Source organism: Tautonia rosea (assembly GCF_012958305.1).
Lineage (GTDB): Bacteria > Planctomycetota > Planctomycetia > Isosphaerales > Isosphaeraceae > Tautonia > Tautonia rosea.
Genome location: NZ_JABBYO010000004.1, coordinates 279,143 through 297,876, shown reverse-complemented (window position 1 = coordinate 297,876; position 18,734 = coordinate 279,143). Strand labels below are relative to the sequence as shown.

General features: G+C 64.1%; 17 protein-coding genes. 4 read left to right on the top strand and 13 right to left on the bottom strand.

What is annotated here, in order from left to right; all coding sequences use genetic code 11:
- Positions 1-39 precede the first annotated feature (39 nt).
- The 4 genes from mqnC to HG800_RS08780 form a co-directional block, all read right to left on the bottom strand.
- Positions 40-1,173: a cyclic dehypoxanthinyl futalosine synthase gene (mqnC, locus tag HG800_RS08795; RefSeq protein ID WP_169975918.1), complete on the bottom strand. Its 1,134-nt coding sequence runs from the start codon at positions 1,171-1,173 to the stop codon at positions 40-42.
- Entirely contained in the window at positions 1,115-1,969 is an 855-nt protein-coding gene (locus tag HG800_RS08790) for a menaquinone biosynthetic enzyme MqnA/MqnD family protein (protein ID WP_169975916.1), read from the bottom strand. Before HG800_RS08790 ends, mqnC begins: the two co-directional genes overlap by 59 nt.
- 146 nt (positions 1,970-2,115) lie before the next feature.
- On the bottom strand, positions 2,116-3,288 hold the full coding sequence (locus HG800_RS08785) for a hypothetical protein (RefSeq protein WP_169975913.1): 1,173 nt from the start codon (positions 3,286-3,288) through the stop codon (positions 2,116-2,118).
- A gap of 74 nt (positions 3,289-3,362) precedes the next feature.
- Complete coding sequence (locus tag HG800_RS08780) at positions 3,363-4,361, bottom strand: type I phosphomannose isomerase catalytic subunit (protein WP_169975911.1); 999 nt, start codon at positions 4,359-4,361, stop codon at positions 3,363-3,365.
- Positions 4,362-4,595: 234 nt separating this feature from the next.
- Between HG800_RS08780 and HG800_RS08775 the strand changes: the two genes are divergently transcribed.
- From HG800_RS08775 to HG800_RS08765, 3 genes are all read left to right on the top strand, one after another.
- Positions 4,596-6,134 (top strand): c-type cytochrome domain-containing protein, encoded by a 1,539-nt coding sequence (locus tag HG800_RS08775; RefSeq protein WP_169975909.1) that lies wholly within the window; start codon positions 4,596-4,598, stop codon positions 6,132-6,134.
- A 4-nt stretch (positions 6,135-6,138) separates the two neighbouring features.
- On the top strand, positions 6,139-6,495 hold the full coding sequence (locus HG800_RS08770) for a cupin domain-containing protein (RefSeq protein WP_169975907.1): 357 nt from the start codon (positions 6,139-6,141) through the stop codon (positions 6,493-6,495).
- Positions 6,496-6,794: 299 nt separating this feature from the next.
- The gene (locus HG800_RS08765) at positions 6,795-7,850 is read left to right on the top strand and encodes a class I SAM-dependent methyltransferase (protein ID WP_169975905.1); all 1,056 of its coding nucleotides are present in this window, start codon (positions 6,795-6,797) and stop codon (positions 7,848-7,850) included.
- Positions 7,851-8,032: 182 nt separating this feature from the next.
- Here the strand turns inward: HG800_RS08765 and HG800_RS08760 are convergent, their stop codons facing one another.
- The 9 genes from HG800_RS08760 to HG800_RS08725 form a co-directional block, all read right to left on the bottom strand.
- On the bottom strand, positions 8,033-8,494 hold the full coding sequence (locus HG800_RS08760) for a universal stress protein (RefSeq protein ID WP_169975903.1): 462 nt from the start codon (positions 8,492-8,494) through the stop codon (positions 8,033-8,035).
- Positions 8,495-8,684: 190 nt separating this feature from the next.
- Positions 8,685-9,251, bottom strand: coding sequence for a DUF421 domain-containing protein (locus HG800_RS08755; protein WP_206352186.1), 567 nt, complete (start codon positions 9,249-9,251; stop codon positions 8,685-8,687).
- 143 nt (positions 9,252-9,394) lie between these two features.
- Positions 9,395-10,408, bottom strand: coding sequence for a 3-deoxy-7-phosphoheptulonate synthase (gene aroF / locus HG800_RS08750; protein WP_169975901.1), 1,014 nt, complete (start codon positions 10,406-10,408; stop codon positions 9,395-9,397).
- A 787-nt stretch (positions 10,409-11,195) separates the two neighbouring features.
- On the bottom strand, positions 11,196-12,101 hold the full coding sequence (locus HG800_RS08745) for a spondin domain-containing protein (RefSeq protein WP_169975900.1): 906 nt from the start codon (positions 12,099-12,101) through the stop codon (positions 11,196-11,198).
- Positions 12,102-12,265: 164 nt separating this feature from the next.
- A complete protein-coding gene (locus HG800_RS08740; RefSeq protein ID WP_206352184.1) occupies positions 12,266-12,547 on the bottom strand; it encodes an anti-sigma factor family protein in 282 nt (93 codons plus the stop codon).
- A 68-nt stretch (positions 12,548-12,615) separates the two neighbouring features.
- The gene (locus tag HG800_RS08735; protein WP_169975897.1) at positions 12,616-13,257 is read right to left on the bottom strand and encodes a sigma-70 family RNA polymerase sigma factor; all 642 of its coding nucleotides are present in this window, start codon (positions 13,255-13,257) and stop codon (positions 12,616-12,618) included.
- Positions 13,258-13,341: 84 nt separating this feature from the next.
- Positions 13,342-13,476 (bottom strand): hypothetical protein, encoded by a 135-nt coding sequence (locus tag HG800_RS27945; protein WP_261345903.1) that lies wholly within the window; start codon positions 13,474-13,476, stop codon positions 13,342-13,344.
- A 34-nt stretch (positions 13,477-13,510) separates the two neighbouring features.
- Positions 13,511-14,137: an HD domain-containing protein gene (locus HG800_RS08730; RefSeq protein WP_169975895.1), complete on the bottom strand. Its 627-nt coding sequence runs from the start codon at positions 14,135-14,137 to the stop codon at positions 13,511-13,513.
- Positions 14,138-14,157: 20 nt separating this feature from the next.
- Positions 14,158-15,018: an alpha/beta fold hydrolase gene (locus tag HG800_RS08725; RefSeq protein ID WP_169975893.1), complete on the bottom strand. Its 861-nt coding sequence runs from the start codon at positions 15,016-15,018 to the stop codon at positions 14,158-14,160.
- Between the two features lie 529 nt (positions 15,019-15,547).
- Here HG800_RS08725 and HG800_RS08720 point away from each other — a divergent pair.
- Positions 15,548-18,664, top strand: coding sequence for a sigma 54-interacting transcriptional regulator (locus HG800_RS08720; protein WP_169975891.1), 3,117 nt, complete (start codon positions 15,548-15,550; stop codon positions 18,662-18,664).
- Positions 18,665-18,734 lie beyond the last annotated feature (70 nt).

Genomic DNA, 18,734 nt, shown 5'->3' with positions numbered 1-18,734 from the left:
CGAACTCCGGTCCGCGAGGCCGAGCGCGATCCAGTATCCTCAGACCACCGTCAACGGCGATCCCGCCAGCTCCGTCTGCGGGTCGGCGTCGATGTAGTCGTAATACACGTTCCGCTGCCGGGGGATGTAACCGGCTTCTCGGATCGCCCGCTTGATCTCGTCGACCGAAAGCTGAAAGACGGTGCCGGCCTGCGAGACGACATTCTCCTCGATCATCAGGCTCCCCATGTCGTTGGCGCCGAAATAGAGCGCCAGGCCGCCGATCGCCGGCCCTTGCGTCACCCACGACGACTGAATGTTGGGGATCGAGTCGAGATACAACCGGGTCACGGCCTGCACGCGAAGGTATTCGAACGCCCCCTGCGCGGGCACGTCGGCCATGTCGGTGTTGTCCGGCTGGAAGGTCCAGGAGATGAACGCCGTCAGGCCGCCCGTCTCATCCTGAAGCTGTCGGCAGCGCTCCAGGTGCTCGATCCGTTCCTCCAGCGTCTCGACGTGACCGAACATCATCGTGGCCGTCGAAATGCCCCCGAGTTCGTGCCAGGCCCGATGGACCGCCAGCCAGTCGTCGCTCAGCACCTTTCCCTTGGTCAGAATCTTCCGGACCCGGTCGACCAGAATCTCGCCGCCTCCTCCCGGCAGACTTCCCAGACCGGCCTCCTTGAACCGGCGCAGGACCTCGATCACCGGCATCTTGAACTTCTTGGCCAGGAAGTGAATCTCGGGCGGACTGAAGCCGTGCACGTTGACCTGCGGATAGGCCGCCTTGATGTCGTGCAAGAGGTCAATGTACCAGTCGAACGGCAGCTCGGGATGCAGGCCTCCTTGCATCAAGATCTGATCGCCGCCCAGCTCCACCGTTTCCCGGATCTTGTCGAGCAAGACCTCGCGATCGAGCACATAGGCGTCGGTATCGCCAACCTTCCGGTAGAAGGCGCAGAAGTGGCAGATCGCCGCGCAGACGTTCGAATAGTTGATGTTTCGGTCGATGTTGTAGGTGCGGTACGGCTCGGGGTGCAGCCGTTTGCAGACGGCATCGGCGGCGCGGCCGAGCGACAGCAGGTCCCCCTCCTTCAAGAGGGTGACCCCGTCATCGAACGAGAGACGCTCGCCGTCAACGGCGCGCTGCAAGATCCGGGAGACGTCGGGTGTTGGCGAAGGCAAGATCCACATCCTCCGGGGCGAGCCCCAGCGCAGCGGCTTTCCGGGCAAACAGGCGGAGAGCGGCGACCTCCGGCTCACCCAGATCGTACGAAATATTCCGGGTCAGGTAATCAATGCACTCGTCACGCGTCAGGCCGAGTCCGGGACCAATCTGCTCGGCAATCTGATCCACGTGCACCAGCCCTTCGGCCCGGGCGTGGTGCAACGCCTCGGGCAGGTCGCCCAGGTCGATCCCCGATCGGGCGACCCACAACGCGAAGACAAACGGCAGGCCGGTCAACGATCGCCAGGCCGAGGCCAGGTCGACGACCGCATGGAACCGCTCGTCAGGGTCTCTCATGGCGCGATCGCCGATCAAGAGCACCGCATCGGCCGTACTTTCCTGAACCGGCACGCCCATCGGCAAGGACTCTACAATCGACGGACGCACCCCGTGCGCCTCATCCAGCCAGACGCGGGCCAGGGCCTGACTCGTGCGTGACCCCTCATCCAGGGCGAGCCGATCAATCCGGGCAAACGGCACCCGACTGTACAGCTTGACGCTGCGAACCGGCCCTCCCGAGGCAATCGCCAGGCCCGGAATGATTCGGTAGCCCAGTTTCGCCCCGCGCAGGTACTCGACCGACGGAATCAAGGCCACGTCCAGCGACCCTCCCGCCAGACGATCCGCCAGCAGGCTCGGCAAGTCCATCTCCAGCCGAATCCCGGGCGCGAGGCGATCGAGCCCGAAATATAAGGGCTTCGCGTTCAGGTACCTCACGGCACCCACCCGAAGCGAACCAGGGCTGGAATCGTCGCGGTCCATCAACCCACCATTCCGAGCATGCCACCCCTGTCCTGGGAGGGGTTTCAGAAACTTCTGAACGGATTATAGGCACGATCGCGACCGTGAACAAGGTCGGTCGCCTGCCGCTCATCGGGGCCGATCGGCATGGGGAAGGCCCCACCGGATCAGCCCGACCTGGCTGGAGAACGGGTCGGCTCCGGGGCGAACGGCTCCGCGTCTTCCTCGGGCCGATAGAGGTCGGGCCAGGGGGTACCGTCCACCTCGTGACGCAGGACGACATAAATCCGGGCGAACGCCGACCAGACGTAACCGAACGCCCAGCCATGCAAGACGAGGCCGATCCCCGCCAGCCACCCTTCCAACCTCGAAGGCCAGAGGCCCTCTCCGGCCCCCGACCACGCAAACCCCGGCCCGATCGGATCGCTCGGCCCACCGATCGCCAATCCCCAACCCGCCAGATGCACCACCAGGCGAGCCAACTGCGACACCAGGATCAGGCCTAAGGCTCCCGCTGTCCCGCTGATCGCGAGTGATCCCAGAAACACCCCCGGGCGTTGTCTCAGGTAGCTGACCGTTCGGCTCAACGCCTCGAAACCGTCTTCCCCTTCCACTGCCACCGTCAAGACCATCAGCGGCCAGCCGATCATCAGCACGATCACCAGCACCGCTGAGGGAATTGCCAGTGCCAGGGAAACCAAGAGCCCCCCGTTCACGATCGCCTCGGCTCCCGCTCCTCCCAGTGAACCGATCAGACCGAGCACGGCCGACGGGATCGCCAGCAGGCCGACCACCACCAGCACCCCCAGCGGAGCGGCCAGGACACTCCTCAGGCGAGTCCCCATGAACCGAACGGCAGACCAGACCCCGATCTCCTCGCCCACCGGGTCCAGATGCCTCACCGCCAGCCGGCCGATTGCCCCGCCGATCACCCCCCAGACCCCCAGCGCCCAGATCGCCGCGAGACTCAACCGACCTGGCCCGATCCCGCCTCGATCTATCGCCAGCAGTCCTCCGACCGGCCCCGAAACCACCCGCACCGGGTCGACAATCGTCAACGCCGATCGAGCCAGAGCCTCCTGAACCGCATTTTGCCCCTTGAACCGCTCGATCTCCGGCCGAGGACCGAGCATCGTGCGCCGGATGGTCCCCACGTCATCGCGGCTCATCCCGTCAATCGCCGCCCAGCCGACCATCGTCAGTTGCAGCCCGACGATTGCCAGGACCAAGGCCCGAATCGAACCGGCCGCGCCGATCCCCCCAAGCAAGAATCTCCAGACCGGCAGCCGATCAACCAGGGCAGGGGGGATCGATCCGGAACCTTCAGGCAAGGCAGACACGATCGCGTCACTCCACTCCCGTCGAACCCCATCTCCTTCCATTCCGCCGATTCTCGATCCGCTCGGTGGCGTGCTCAAGGGACCGTGCAGGTCAGGACGATCGCCTCACCCTCGCCGCTTGGCTCGATCGGACAGGCCCCGATCACCGCCGGCAAGAGTAACGTCTGTCCCAGCTCGACCGGATACGATTGCCCCTCATGCGAGACCTTGACCTTCCCCCCCAGTCCGATCAGGGCCGTGAACCGCCCTTGCTGGGGATCTCCGATCCGCGTCGGCCCGGTCAATACGTACCGATCGAGGGCAAAGTACGGACACCGGATCAGATGCTCCTGCGTCCCCCCGTCGATCATGTCCAGCCGCGATCGCACCGGATCGACCGGGCCTCGCTCGTAGTCGGTCACCTCCAGCGCCTCGGCCTGGTGCAACGTCCGAGGCGCACCGTCTGGCCCGACGCGCCCCCAATCATCGACTCGGAACGTCGCGTCAGACATCTGCTGCACCTCGGTCAGCAAGACCCCGGCGCCGATCGCGTGAACCGTCCCGGCCGGAATAAAGATGCAGTCCCCCGCCCTCGGCTCGAAGGCATGCAAGACCTCCTCGATCCGGCCGGTTCGCAGTGCCTCGGCAAATCGAGAGCGATCGACCCCCGGCTTCAGGCCCGAATAAATCCGGCTGCCCGGTTCGGCGTCGATCACGACCCACGCTTCGGTTTTGCCGTTGTCGTCGGCCAGACGACGGCCTTGCTCGTCGTCCGGGTGGACCTGCACCGAGAGCACCTGATGCGCGTCGAGAAATTTCACCAGCAGTGGAAACTGCTTCCGAAGCCCCACCGCTTCGCCCAGCAGTTCCGGCCCTCGCCGAATGACCAGATCGTGCAGGGTCGATCCGGCGAACGGTCCCTCGGCCACCTCGCTCTGACCGTGCCGGTGATCCGAGAGCTCCCACGATTCGGCGTAGTCGTCTTCCGGACCGAGGTCCTTGTGCAGCTTCGACGCCAGGCGACGCCCCCCCCAGATCAAGCGCTTCAAGATCGGAGTGAATCGGAGCGGGGTCAACGGTCCATCGGCGTCCATCGCGGTCTGCCTCGGTTTGCAAGCCGATCAGCGGGCTCGATCGCCCGGCACGAGAGAAGGGTTCAATGCCCAACTCATACGCCAGCCGCCTCACTTTGTCTAGCAACCGCCGCAAAGGATCGGTCGATCACGAAACCCCGGACCGTCCTGGGTCGGCCTTGCGTTGGCATGATGGATGGGCCAAAATCAAATGCAATCATTCCCGACCCGTCGGCCTTGCTGGAGCGTGCGCAAATGCGGCGACGACTCCCCAATCTCGCGATCGCACTTTGCCCGATCGCCGCCGTCCTCCTGCTGTTGATGATCAACGGCCCGAATCCGAAGCTTCGGGCGCAAAACGTCGGCGGCCTGGTCGTCGGATCAAAGAACTCAAAGGTCTATCACGAGCCTGATTGCTCCTCGGCCCGGCGGCTCTCGCCCGGCAACCGCCTCGCCTTCCGCTCTCCCGGCGCGGCCGAGGCCGGCGGCTTCCGAGCCTGTCAGACCTGCAAGCCCAACCAGGCGATTCGCACCGTCTCCCTCTTCTCGCCCGAACCGGCTCCGGTCCCCGCCCCCGTCGCCCAAAACCCCGACGACGGCCCAAAGTTCTCCACCGACGTGGCCCCGGTCCTCGTGGCCAACTGCGTCCGATGCCATAACGCTCGGGATCGCCGCGGCGGTTTCGACCTCAGCACCTTCCGCGCCTTGATGACCGGGGCCGAGTCCGGCGCCGTCATCGAAGCCCGCAATCCCGACGCCAGCGAGCTGATCCTCCGCGTCAAGGGGGAAAGCACCCCCAAAATGCCCCCCGGAAATACGAACCTCGCCCCCGAAACCATAGCCCGGATCGAAGCCTGGATCGCCGCCGGAGCCTTGCTCGACGCCGGGGCCAATCCCAGCGCTCCGCTGGCCGAGGTCGCCGTCTCTCCCGATCAGCTCCGAGCCGCCGCCCTCGCCCGCCTCTCACCCGAAGAACGCCGCACGCAACTGACCGAGGCCGCCACCCTCCGCTGGGCCCAGGCCGGCGCCGGCAACCCCCCCGAGCCGACCGCCGGCAAGCGTGTTCTCCTGTTTGGCAATCTGCCCGAATCCCGCGCCAGTGCCACCGTCAAGACCCTCGACAAGGCCGCCGACACCCTCCAGACCATGCTGACCCGCCCTGGTCAGACCGCCCCCTTCGGCCCGCTCCAGATCAGCGTCTACGTCTTCACCGATCGCAACCATTACGCCGAGTTCGTCCGCACCGTCGCCCGCCAGGAACCGCTCGACGGCGAACAGGGCCGCGCCGATCTGGCCGACGACACCCCTTACCTCGTCGCCCTCGACCCCTTCGGCGGCGGCGAGGCCAGCGATGCCGCTGTCGATCGCAGCCTCGATTTCCTCCTCGTCGAGCAGCTCGGCGCCGGTGCCGTCTCCCGAAGCGATGCCAACGCCCCGCAATGGCTTGCCCTCGGCTACGGAGCCTTCCTCGCCTCGAAGCTCGAACCACGAAGCCCCTACGTCGCTCGGCTCCGCACAGCGACCGTCCGGGCCTCGCAGCTCGGCTGGACCACCAAGTCGGCCGAGGCCCTCGGCGATCAACTCCCGCCCGACGACACCCGAGCACTCGGCTTCAGCCTCCTGGAATGGCTCTCGACCGCCAACCCGCGCGCCTTCGGCCCCTTCGTCCGAGGGATGCTCGGCGGTCGCCAGCAGCTCGACGCCGGTGTGCAACAACTCTTCGGCGTCGACCGCAACCAGTTCCTCACGGCCTGGGGCCAGTGGGTCATGGCCCGATACCCCCGAGGACGTTGATCCCATGCCCGATGCCCCCCCCGAACCGACCGCCGACGACTATTTCATCTCCGCTGGCTCCGGCAAGCACCTCCCCTTGTTCCCCGGTGTCGACCTCCGCGTGACCGCCGGCCAGGGCATCATGCTCTCGGTCGTCGAATTCCAGCCCGGCGGCATCGTCCCCGAGCACTTCCACCCGCACGAGCAAATGGGCTACCTCGTCAAAGGCCGACTCGAATTCACCGTCGGCGGCATCACGCGCATCCTCGAACCCGGCGACCTCTGGCGCATCCCCGGAGGTGTTCCCCATCGCGTCGTCGCCCTCGACGGCCCCGCCCTCGCCCTCGACGTCTTTCATCCCGTCCGCGAAGATTACCTCTGATTTCTGCTTTATTCATCCTCCGCATCCTCTCCATTTGCTGAGCCGATCGGTCACAATCCCTCTCGTCCCGTTCACTTTGCCTGGTCAAATCCGCCATTGACCCCCGTTCGGGGTCCGTTTATGGTCTGCCCATCCATCCAGAAACCGGCACCACGTCACCTGTTCAACCTCGGGCTCAACGAGCCAAGGGCTCGATGGTGAGCGAAGATTCTGCTGCTCCGGTGTGAAGCGTCATCTTCCCGGCCCGAATTGCAGCCTCAAGTCCCGTCTTCTCTCACGAACCTGACGAGGTGAGACCCATGACCGCCCCAGCCACCGAACGCTCCCATCCGGTTGACTCACTGTTCCCGGACGACCTGCCGCTTGAGTCTTCGATCGCCGAGACTTTCGGATTGCTCGCCGCTTACCAACTTCCCGCACAAACCCCCGCAACCAACCGCCTCTTTGCTCGGCTCAACCCGACCGACCTCCAGCTCGTCCGGGAATCCCTTCGCGACCGGCTCGACCCCGAGACCTTCCGCCAGGTCTTCGAAGGCTACGCCACCTCCGATCCCAAGCATTTCCGACGGGAAATCCTCCGCTACGGAACCCACTTCCTCCCACATCTCGTCGGTGCCAAAACGGGGCTCTGCGATGCCAACCCCCCCGCGCACATCCATTGCATGATGCGTAAGCCGATCTTCATCGGCGACCAGTACAGCGGCGACCTATTCATCGAAGAACTGGAACAGTGCGGCGGCCAGGTCGAATCAGACGGCCATTATCTCGACTTCGGCTGCTCCTCCGGCGCCGCGGTCCGCTACCTCGCAGCCGCCTACCCCGAAGCCCAATGGTACGGGTGCGATCCCGTCAAGGAGTCCATCGCCTGGGCCTCAGACCACCTGCCCGGCATCGACTTCCAGATCAGCCCCCAGTGGCCCCCACTGCCGTATCCCTCGCAGCACTTCAACGGCGTCTATGCCATCTCCATCTGGTCTCACTTCTCCGAACGCGCCGCCCTGGCCTGGTTCGATGAGATGGCCCGGATCATTAAGCCCGATGGCGTCTTGATGTTCACTACCCACGGGGCCGCTACCCTGGGCTATTCGCTTCGGACCGGCTGGCGATCCGACGAAGGGATTCGCGCCATCGCCGCCGACCTCGCCCAGAACCGCTACCGATTTGAAGACGTTTACCGTCACAATGATGAAGTTCAGTCACAACTCGACTCGATCTCGGACTGGGGAGACGCCTTCCTCCCGCTTTCCTGGGTAATTCTTCACCTCCATCATCAATGGGATCTAATGGGCTTCCGCCCCGGACGCAATCAGGCCAATCAAGACCTCTACCTCCTGCGCCGAAAGTCCGTCGGCTAACCTCACGACCATCCCATCACACCCCGATCCGCCCGTCCAGTCGGCCCGCGGAATCACCTTCGGCAGGAAAAAGCGGAATTCTCGGCTCCGAGCACCCAGGGACTGGTCGAATCGTCGCTTCCACGTCAACAGAGGAAGGTCCCCGAAACCCGAGGGACCTTTCCTCGTCTTTTCGAATCACGTCACCCGACCTTCGTCTCAGCCCGCTTTCGCACAATTTGTACCGAACAGGGTGCATGCATGGCCACCGCATGCGAAACCGAACCGAGGAAGAATCGACCGACCGGCCCATGCCCGTGCGATCCTAGCACAATCAGGTCGGCACCCCAGTATTCGGCCTGCCCGACAATTTCTTCCTTCGGCACCCCTTCGAGCACCTCGTAGGTGACCTTCACGTCTTTCGTCCGCTCCATGATTGTCTGGGCCGCCCCTTCCACCAGCTTCGGGGCGTGCTTCCTGGCCTCGGCGAGCAGGTCGAAGTGAAACGACGACGCCATCATCATGGGATCGAAAACTTCCGGTCCTCCCACGTGGATGACCGTGATGACCTTGATCTCACTGTTCGCCGGCCAGGTGTGACGGCAAAGCTCCTCAATCGTCGCCCGGCTGCAGGGCGATCCATCAATTGGAACGAGAATCTTCATTTCAAATCTCCTCTGCGCATGCATAGGAGAACAGCTTAAGGCTCCACACAAGCCCCAATCAGACTCAAAGGACTGACTGTCCTCTCTCTTAATTATCCCTCCGTGCAACCAACGTGGTCAATGCGCCAGCACAATTCGAATCGGTCGGGCACTCGCCACAGGCATCATCCTTCGAACCTCTCCCATCGAGTCACACCCTCGAATCATTCAACCGCCTCGCCACGACATCTCGATCCACGTTCGCCAGCACCGTCGGCTCACCGTCGATCGGTTTCGAAATCACTGAGAACGAACCATCCGTCTCCAGCACCAGGGCCGACACGTCTCGGATCGACCCGTTCCCCTGCTGACGAACGGCCTGAAGAATGTCCGCCTCAATCACGCGAGAGCGGTCCATCGACTGCCGAAGCATCTGACCGTCCCGGACCAGCAGCACCGGCTCGGCCTTGATCAATCGGGTCACCTGTTCCGATCGGGTCGCCAGCCAGGTGATCAGCCATTGAAGCATGATCAACAACGCCAGCGCCACCACCCCGTCGATCAGCGCCACCTCCTTCGACAGCAAGACGGTCGCCAGGGTCGAGCCAATCGCCACCGTCACCACGAAGTCAAAGGCGTTCATTTTTGACAGGGTTCGCGGCCCCGTGATCCTCATCAGCACAATCAGCGCCAGATACGCGGCCGAGCCCACCACCAGCACCCGAAGCGGTCCCTCCCACCCCTGAAACACCCAGTTGACCATTTGAAGCGTTTTCATCACTGCAAGCCCTCCGCCTCAGAGACCGCTCCGGCCCAAGTCGCCCCTTCCCTCATCGTTGGCACCTTGCCGAGGGGTTGAACGCTCAGGCCGAGATCGGTCTCCAGGCATGGAATAACGTAGGGAGGGCCTCAGCCCTCGACTCAAAGACCGCGATCGACCGCCTCGGCCACCCGTCGGCAATCCGCCATCATCCGGGAGAAGACCTCGGGGGTAATCGTCTGGGCGCCGTCGCTCATGGCGTGTTCCGGGTCATCGTGCACCTCGACCATCAGGCCATCCGCCCCGGCGGCAATCGCGGCTCGAGCCATCGCGGGCACCAGGGCCGCCTTGCCCGTGCCGTGCGACGGGTCGACCACGACCGGCAAGTGCGTTTTCATCTGCAAATACGGGACCGACGCCAGCGGCAAGGTGAAGCGAGTATGGTCCTCGAACGCCCGAATCCCACGCTCACAAAGCATCACGTTCTCATTTCCTCGATCGAGAATATACTCGGCCGCCAGCAGGAACTCCTCCATCGTCGCGCTCATCCCACGCTTCAGGAAGGCCGGAATGCCCGAATCTCCCACCGCCTGCAACAATTGATAGTTCTGCATGTTCCGCGCCCCGATCTGGAGCACGTCGGCGTATTCGGCCACCACCGGGACATGCTCCGGAGCCATCACCTCGGTCACGATCGCCAAACCGGTTTCGGCCCGAGCCGTCGCCAGCATCTTCAGGCCGTCGACCTTGTGCCCCTGAAAGCTGTACGGGCTGGTCCTCGGCTTGTAGGCTCCACCTCGCAGGCCGGTCGCTCCCATTTCCTTCAGTTTCCGGGCGATGCTGACAATTTGCTCCTCACTCTCGACGGAGCAAGGGCCGGCGATCACCCCAATCCGTTTCCCGCCCACCTCCAGCGATCGTGCCCGGACCACCGTCCGCTCGGTTTTCAACTCCGACGACGCCCGCTTGTAGGGCGCCATGATCGGCAAGACCTTGACCACTCCCTCGGCCGGTTCCAACGCCTCGACCATCCCCGGTCGCTCCTGACCGATCGCGGCAATCACCGTCTGGTGCTCTCCGACGATGACCTGCGGTTGCAGGCCGAGCGAGGAAATATGATCGCGCACGTGGGTAATCTGCTCTTCGGTCGCGTCCGGTTTCATCACGACGATCACGGCAATCCGCCCTCTTCTGGTGGGGTCAAAGGTGTCCGACCGGCCTGCCGACCCCACAGTGGGACCGACCGCTGACGACCCTCCGGCACCTTCACTCACTGGCTCCCCTCGAATCGAAAGGGAACGAAACGAAACGGAATGAGAACACGAAACGAAAGAAACAAAAAAAGCCCCGAGACCTTCGCAGGTCTCGGGGCCTTGGGGTGATTCGTCTCACTCGACCTTCCGTCGAGTCACAATCCCAGCACTGCCCGGCGACCTGCGGCCGACCACTCGGTAAACGAGCGAGCCCACCACCAATACCCGAAGGTAAAGGAGAAGGAAAAACGGCCAACGGTCGCGGTGAACCGATCCAAGATCGTTCGGCTCCAGACGTCAGGACATCAGATCGAGCCGAGGGTCGCGTCGCATCATCCACAACGCCCAACAGCCTCGATCATTCGGGATTGAGATTCTGAACTTACCAGACCCATTCGCCAAAATGCAAGAGGCCGGACCCGGCGACCCGGATCCGGCCTCACTTACCGCGTTGAACGGCAAGTCTCAGGGTGCGGCTCCCCGACGGGCACCCGTCGGCTGCCGTTAGGCAAGCCGCCTCTGGTTGTCGCTGCTACACACAGGATCACCTCCTTTCAAAACCGGTTCCCCCTGATTGCCGCCGGAGTCCAGCCTCGGACGGATCAGAGCTCCAGTCTCGCCGCGCCACGTTCACGCGGCCCGTAGAGGCCGACCCTGCGTGTGTCCGCTTGGGTCGACAGGGAAACTATAGCCGCGCGGCAACCCCGAATCAACTCTCCATACGCAACCGATTTCTCCGAAGCCGAGAACGGACGCCCAGGCCGCCCGCGGCCACCAGACCGAGGCCGCACAGCACGACCGACGACGGCTCCGGCACAACCGTAATCTCGAACCGGGCGATCTGGTATCCCGGCGCCGTGAAGTCGGCGTTGAGAAACCGCGGGTCGCTCAGAATCGGGCCGCCGGGGATGAATCCGTCGGCCAGGGTGATCACGCCATTCTCGTCGACTCCGGTATCGGGCATCGACTGGCCGAAGAAGGCCGTGTTCTCCGGCAGCTCGTCGTTCACCTCCGTGCCCGCGTCGAGCACCATCGAGCCGAGCACCGTGAACTCGAAGACCCCCCGCCTTCCGGTATTGCTCCGGAACTGCCCCATCGCATCGAAGATTTCAAACGCGAGCGGGTTGCCGTTGGCGATGAAGAAATCGTTGCTCGGCACGATCATCGAGGCATAGCTGAAATACCGACTCGACGCTGCCATCGGGTCGATCATGAGGTCGACATGGGCCATCCCCCCCGGCGCGATCACCGGGGCCCCTGGAAACCCCGGCCCCGCCCCGGCCCCGAAGATCGTCCCCTGGACGTCTCCGTTGCCGCTGCTCTCGAACAGGGTGTTCAGCGGGCCGACATCGCCGTCCTCCGCAATCCGCTCGATCGCCCCCGAGGCCGGCAGATCTCGGTCATAGAGGTCAAAGCCGCCGTCGTGGAAGCCGAACCAGACGGGAGTCAGGGACGTCCCCCCGTTCGGGGCGAGGTTCGTCACCTTCACCCGAAGCGTAATCGACGAGGCCGAGGCCGTCGGGCTCGGCCCCGTCACCCCCGACACCAGCGCCACGACCGCCGAGGCGATCGCCGGGACTCCCCCCCGCACTCCCATCCACGTCAAAATTCTCATCGATGATTCTCCTTCGGACGGAGCGCACGTCGATCGCCACCGGTCGGGCCGCTCAGCCCGAGCCCCGGTCGTTCCATCCGGGGAAGGCCGATCGCGGTCCCCCGGCGTCCGCTCACCCTATTGGTCGTCGATCGCCGCCCGATCCTGACCGGGCCGCCTCGATTTCAACGTTCCTTCATCGCCCGAGTGATCCGCTCGCGAAGTTCCTCGGGCATCGTCGGCCCGACGCCGGGGCCCGGCCCACGCCGCATCATCTCGCGGATCAATAACACCTGTCGGCGATATCGCCGACAGGCGACGCAATAGATCAGGTGAGACCGATACGCCAGCCGCTCCCCGAACGTCAACCGATCATCAAGCGATCGGCTCACCAGCTCCGAGATCCGATGACACGGCAGGTTCATCAACCGCCAGCCATGCCAGAGTCGGCGAATCAGACGAACCATGAGGGTGATTCCAAACCACGACCAGGAACGAGGTCGAGGAGAGGGTCCGAATGCGGCCCGCTCCCCGTTTAACGGGTGCCGAACCAGCGTAGCTCAAGGCACTCCCTGAGCAAGAGACGAGCCCGATGCATCCGCTTCCAGAAACTCTCCGGCGTGATTGCCAGGTCCCGGCAGACCTCGGGGCCGTCAACCCCCTCCACCTCACGCAACAGAAAGGTCTCGGCAAGGTGCTCGGGCATCGCGCCGAGGCACTTCCGCAGCTGCTCCCAGAACTCGGCCGATTCGAGGGCCAGGCCAGGTTCTTCCCAGCGAGACGGGCCGCGGACCCAGAAACCTCGGCGGTCGAATGGCTCCCCGAATGATTCCCGCTCAGGTCTCTCCGCCCCTTCGGTCGCGGCAACCGATTCACGGCGACGCCGCCGCAAGACATCGCCGATCTTATGCTTCAAGATTCCGAGAAGCCAGGTTCGTTCCGAGGATCGGGCGTCGAACCGCATCCGGTGATCGAGCGCCGCGAGAAACGTCTCCTGCACAACATCCGCTGCCGATTCATGATCTCCGAGCCGAAGCACGGCCCAGCGATACAGCACATCGCCGTGCCGATCGACCCATGAGTCAGGATCAACATTCCCGTTCCCGCTCGAAGATTCCTCGGGCTCGTCGACCCGTGGCGTTCGGGATTGAGGCTCGGTCAGATCCTGTCGACTCATCGACTGGGCGTCCTCCCGCTCACGTCGACAGGAAGACTCGGACGGGCCGGGCACGTCCCCGGAGCCGAGCATCCTCCTCGCGACTCAGGCGATCGAGGGACGCCCCGGAACGGTTTCGTATTCGATCCTCATCGGATCGACCCGGAACCGCTCCCGGACCCAATCGCCGACAGCCAGGTCAGCCAGAAAGCCCAGAAACCCGATTCGTACCTCGGCCACCGGCCCCCTCTCAAGCGTAATTCAAGGGGTCAGATCACCTCGACCCGGGCTTCACGAACGGTTCCGGCACCTCATCGCCCGGCTCTGCGCCCCCCAGCTCCGCAAGGGTCGCCCAGCCCAACCGGGCCAGTTGCCCAAGCCGATCATCCTCCCCATGCCCCAATCGTTCCAGCACCAGTCGAAGTTTTTCGAAAATCTGATCCCGACTCGCGTTGAAACGATTCCAGAACGGATCGCCTTCACGCGCCAGGTCGTCAACCATGCTCCGCATATTGTGCAAACAATCGGCCAGCTTGATCGCCTTCGCTGCCTCCGGAGCAGTGGTCAAGGAATCGAGGTGCTCGTGTTTGCGGACGATCCAGGGACGAACATTCCCCTCGCTGTCGGTCTTCTGCTCCGAGCAGTGCGCAACCAGTTCCGCGACCCGATCACCGAAGCGCTCGTGAATCTCGTCGAGCGTTGCATCGGTATCCTCCACCACATCGTGGAGCAGGGCAGCGATCACCACATCCTCGTCGAATCCGAGCCGGTCGAGGATCCAGGCTACCGCGATCGGATGTTGCACGTAGGGCATGGGGCTGGCCTTGCGATGTTGACCATCGTGCCAGATGGTCGCCCATCGCAAGGCCCGTTCGAATCGAGGAGGCAACGGATCGGTCATTGTCGATCTTTCGTCTCCGATCAGGAAACCGTCCGTCGAGCCACCCCCAGGTGACGCGCGATCCGGGCCGACACTTCCTTGCGGTGCGTCAGGAAGCCCAGGTGCCCGGCTCCCTCAATCGTCACAAACCGCGACGGAGCAATCGCCCGAGCCAGGGCCTTCTGCCGCTCTCCCGTGACGATCACATCCCGAGAGCCGGCCAAGATCAGGGTCGGCGTCTCAACCCGCCAGAGCCGATCGGTCGCGTCAAACAGTTCAAGCGCCCGGAGCCGATCGGCCATCACCCCCTGGTCCGTTTCCCAGCAGCGCCGAACCACAAACTCGGCCAGCGGTCCCGACTCGGGCTTCCCGCCGTGCAGCAGGTTGAAGAACTGGTTGATGAACGGGCTATCGCTCGGCATCGGGAAACGTTCCAGGACTCTGCGGGCAATCGTCGCCGCCCACTTTCGCCCAAACTGCGCCTCGGCCCCGAACAGGGCCAGCCGATGAAACCGCCCCGGCGCCTCGATCGCCATCTCCAACGCCACGGCCCCGCCGTAAGAGACCCCCATCAGAGCCGGCCGCTCCAGCCCGAGCCGATCCACCGCCGAGAGCAAGGACTTCGCCTCGTCCACCACCCCGACTCCCGCGCACCGAGGCAAGAACGCCCCGTCTCCCGAGAGCCCCACCAGATGCACCTCATGCCGCCTCGCCAAACGACGAGCCAGCGGCATCACCATCTTCCAGCCACCCGCCAGCCCCGGCAGCAGGACGATCGGCTCTCCTTGCCCCAGCCGAACCACCTCATGAGCCCCTCCCTGACCCTCGACCTGCCATCGCGTGATCGGGCTCCACTCCGTCTCCCAGCTTGGGATCGCGCTTGACTTCGCCGATCGTCGCATCGTGATTCACATTCCCATAAGGATAAGGCTCATGTTCTCAGTCCTGACGACCCTCCCGCCAGGGATATGAATGACCTCCTCCGCACCTGCCATGCCTGAACCTCAGTTGGTGCGACACTCGCCCACATCTCCCTGATCACCTTCTAACACTCTGCCGATTTTTCGCTAGCGATCATCAGCGCCGAACCTCGCCAACTACGAGAATCAACGTCGAATTCCACAACAGAGAAAACATCTGGCAACGCAAACTCATACCGGAAATGAATTTAGAATCTCTTCTCTTAAAATCTCTTTATTATCTCCAAATTTCCCAATTCCACAACACAAGCCAAATCCCCCAAACGATCAAATGAGATTCCGGCAGCGATTCCACAAAATTCGTCTTCGCCAGCCAGGGTGACGACGGATTATTCGTTGCTTTTCGGCGCCGAATCGCTATCGTGAAATCAGCTTCAACCTGATGAACACCTACGAGACCTCCCTGGTGCGTTCTCTCTTCGCCTCTGGCACTGTACCGCGACGATGGGCAATGCCACCCATTCGGGAATGGTGGCCCAATCACTCCCATCAACTGGCGGTGATCCTCGCCACGGTCGCCGTGGTCATCTATTCACTCTCGGTCCTCTGGGTGGTGGCAACCTCGGGAGACATCGGCATCCGCTGCGTCTTCGGCACTGCGCAAAAGGAGCCCATCAGCCCGCGTTACCACTGGTTTGACCCGGTGCAGGGGCCTGATGTCCGCCAGGTTCCCCAGGTCGGCGACCGCATCTCCCGGATCGCCTCGTCCGATGGGGCCTGGAGCATCGAGATTGCCGACAACGACTACACGGCCATCATTCGAGCGCAACGCATGATCGGCCAGACCCCCTCCGGCTCGACTCTGCTCGTCGAATGGCTTCCCCTTGATTGGGAAGGCGAACGCTCGAATGCCGACCCGATCCAGGCCCTAGCCGAGGTCCGCCTGCGACCGTTTGGCATGTATGTCTGGTCCCTCGTCTGGTTCGCGCAGGAAATGGTCATCTTCGCCCTCGGCGCGATCGTATTGTGGCGACGCCCCAACGACCGATCGGCCCGGGTCTTCTTCTGGCTCTGCGTCTTTACGGTGGGGGCCTTCATGGGGGGCTACCACTGGTCCGAGATCGTCAGCGAACGCCTGTTGATCTTCCCGTTCGTCCCCCTTGCGATGGTCGTGCCGATTGCCAGCCTGCACTTCTTCCTGGTCTTCCCAAGGCCCAACCCGCTTCTGCTCCTGCACCGCCGCTGGGTGATGCTCGGCCTCTACGGCGTCTTCGCGGTCAACCTGGCGATCCTCTGGGCGGCCATGTTCTGGATCTCCCTGACCGGCGAGCCCGACCCCGCCACCCTTGGCCTTCGTCTGGCCGCGCAGAGGCTCATCAAATGGGTGGCCCTCGGGCATGTCGGCTTTTCCGTTTTGATCTTCGCCCTCTGTATTGCCTGCCTGCTTTACAGCTATCGCCGCGCCCGCAACCCGATCGAGCGCAACCAGGTCCGCTGGATATTGCTTGCCTCCCTCCTCTCGACCGTCTTCATCGGCTACCTGCTCCTGCTCGCTGCCGAAGACACCTCGGTCCTTGGGCTCGATAGCGCCGCCTGGCCCATGTACACCGTCTCACTTCTTTATACCTCGGCCTACGCGGTGAGCATCACCCGATACAAACTAATGCAGGCCGAGGAGATCTTCAATCGCAGCGTCCGCTACCTGCTCGTCAGCGTCGGCCTGGGCCTGCTCTACTCGCTGGTCCTGGTCGTCGGTGCGTTGGCGGTTGGCTACTCGCTTCAAGATGAACAGACCTCTCGCGAGGCCACCGTGGTCATGCTCACCGCCCTGGTCATCCTGGTCCTCTCGGGAGGCGTCCGCCGCCGGTTCGAGCAGGCCATCGACCGCCGCTTCTTCCGCGAAAAGTACAAATTTGATCAAGCCATGCGCAAGATGAGCCAGGCCGTCGACCGCCTCGTCGATCGTGGAACCCTGGGCCGTCGCCTGCTCGAAGCCGCCGCCGAGGTCCTCGGCCTCGACTGGGGAACCATCTACCTCCGGACCGCTCCCGACCGCCCGCTCTCCGTCGTCGCCAGCCTCGGTCCAGAGCCCGATCAAACCACCTTGCCCGACGACAGCCCGATCCTCCGACGCCTCCGGGCCCGGCCAACCGTCCGCCTCCCCGGCTCGATGGCACGCGCCTCGCACGACCCCACCGCCGACGCCCTCATCGCCCTCGGCGGCGAGGTCGCCGCCGCCCTCTCCTCCGACGGCGAGTTGGCCGGTGTCCTGGTCCTCGGGCCGAAACGCAACGGATTACCGTATGATGATGAAGAAATGGTCTTCCTCGCCGCCCTCTCCTCGGTCGCCGTTCTGGCCCTGCACTCGGCCTCCATCCACCGGACCCTCGAAGAATTGAACCGAGAGCTGCGCGACAAGGTCGAGAAGATCGCCGAACAGCAGCGTCGGATTCTCGTCCTCCAGGATCAGCTCATCGGCCGACACAGTGAGGATCACGACTCCTCACCCCGAGCCGGCCAGGCCTTGCCTCCCCCGTCCGATCTCGACGCCCCCGATCACCCCGCCACCGACACCCCCGCCCTCGGCCGCATCCGAGGCACCAGTGCCCCCATGAAGCGCGTGCTCGACACCGTCCGCAAGGCCGCCGTCAGCCCGTCGGCCGTCCTCATCCTTGGCGAGAGCGGCACCGGCAAGGAGCTACTCGCCGAGGCCATTCACGCCGGCAGCCCCCGCGCATCGAAACCCTTTGTCAAGGTCCACTGCGCCGCCCTCTCCCCCAGCCTCCTCGAATCCGAGCTGTTCGGCCACGTCCGAGGGGCCTTCACCGGGGCCGATCGCGACCGCGTGGGCCGCTTCCAGCAGGCCGACGGCGGCACCTTGCTCCTCGACGAGATCGGCGACATTTCCCTCGACGTCCAAACCAAGCTCCTCCGCGTCCTCCAGACCAAGACCTTCGAGCGCGTTGGCAGCTCGCAGCCAATCACCGTCGACGTCCGGATCGTCGCCGCCACCCACCGCGACCTCCCCGCCCTCATCCGCTCCGGACGTTTCCGTGAAGACCTGTATTACCGCTTGAATGTCATCAGCATTGTCGTCCCTCCCCTCCGCGACCGCCGCGCTGACGTCTTCGAACTGGCCGTCTCCTTCCTCCGCCACGTTGCTGGCCGATCGGGCAAGCCGATCACCCACCTCGACGACGATGCCATCGAGGCCCTCACCGCCTACGACTGGCCCGGCAACGTCCGCGAGCTGGAAAACGTGATCGAACGCGCCGTTGTCCTCTCCGAAGGCCCTGCCATCACCCGAGACGACCTGCCCGACGACCTCTTCGGCCCCCGCGCCGCCGCCGCCTCCTCGCTCCGCCGACGTGCTGCCGCCGTCTCGACCGGCCGCCGAGGCCGACCCCGACGCCTTCCCAGTTCGTCCTCCTGGACCGCTCCTCCTCCTGCTCCCGAACTCGATGACCCCGAGCTTGACGCCTTCGAACGCCACCAACTCCGCGACGCCCTCGCCGAGGCCCGCGGCAACAAGTCCGAAGCTGCCCGCCTCCTCGGCCTCCCGCGCAGCACCCTCGTCAGCAAGCTCAAGAAATTCGGCCTGATGACCCCCGAGAACGACTCCTCCTGAGCCTCACTTCAGGAGCCTGGAGACATGATTTCAGGGGTGGCTGGGGTCCTCGCAGCAGCCCCCAGAGGCA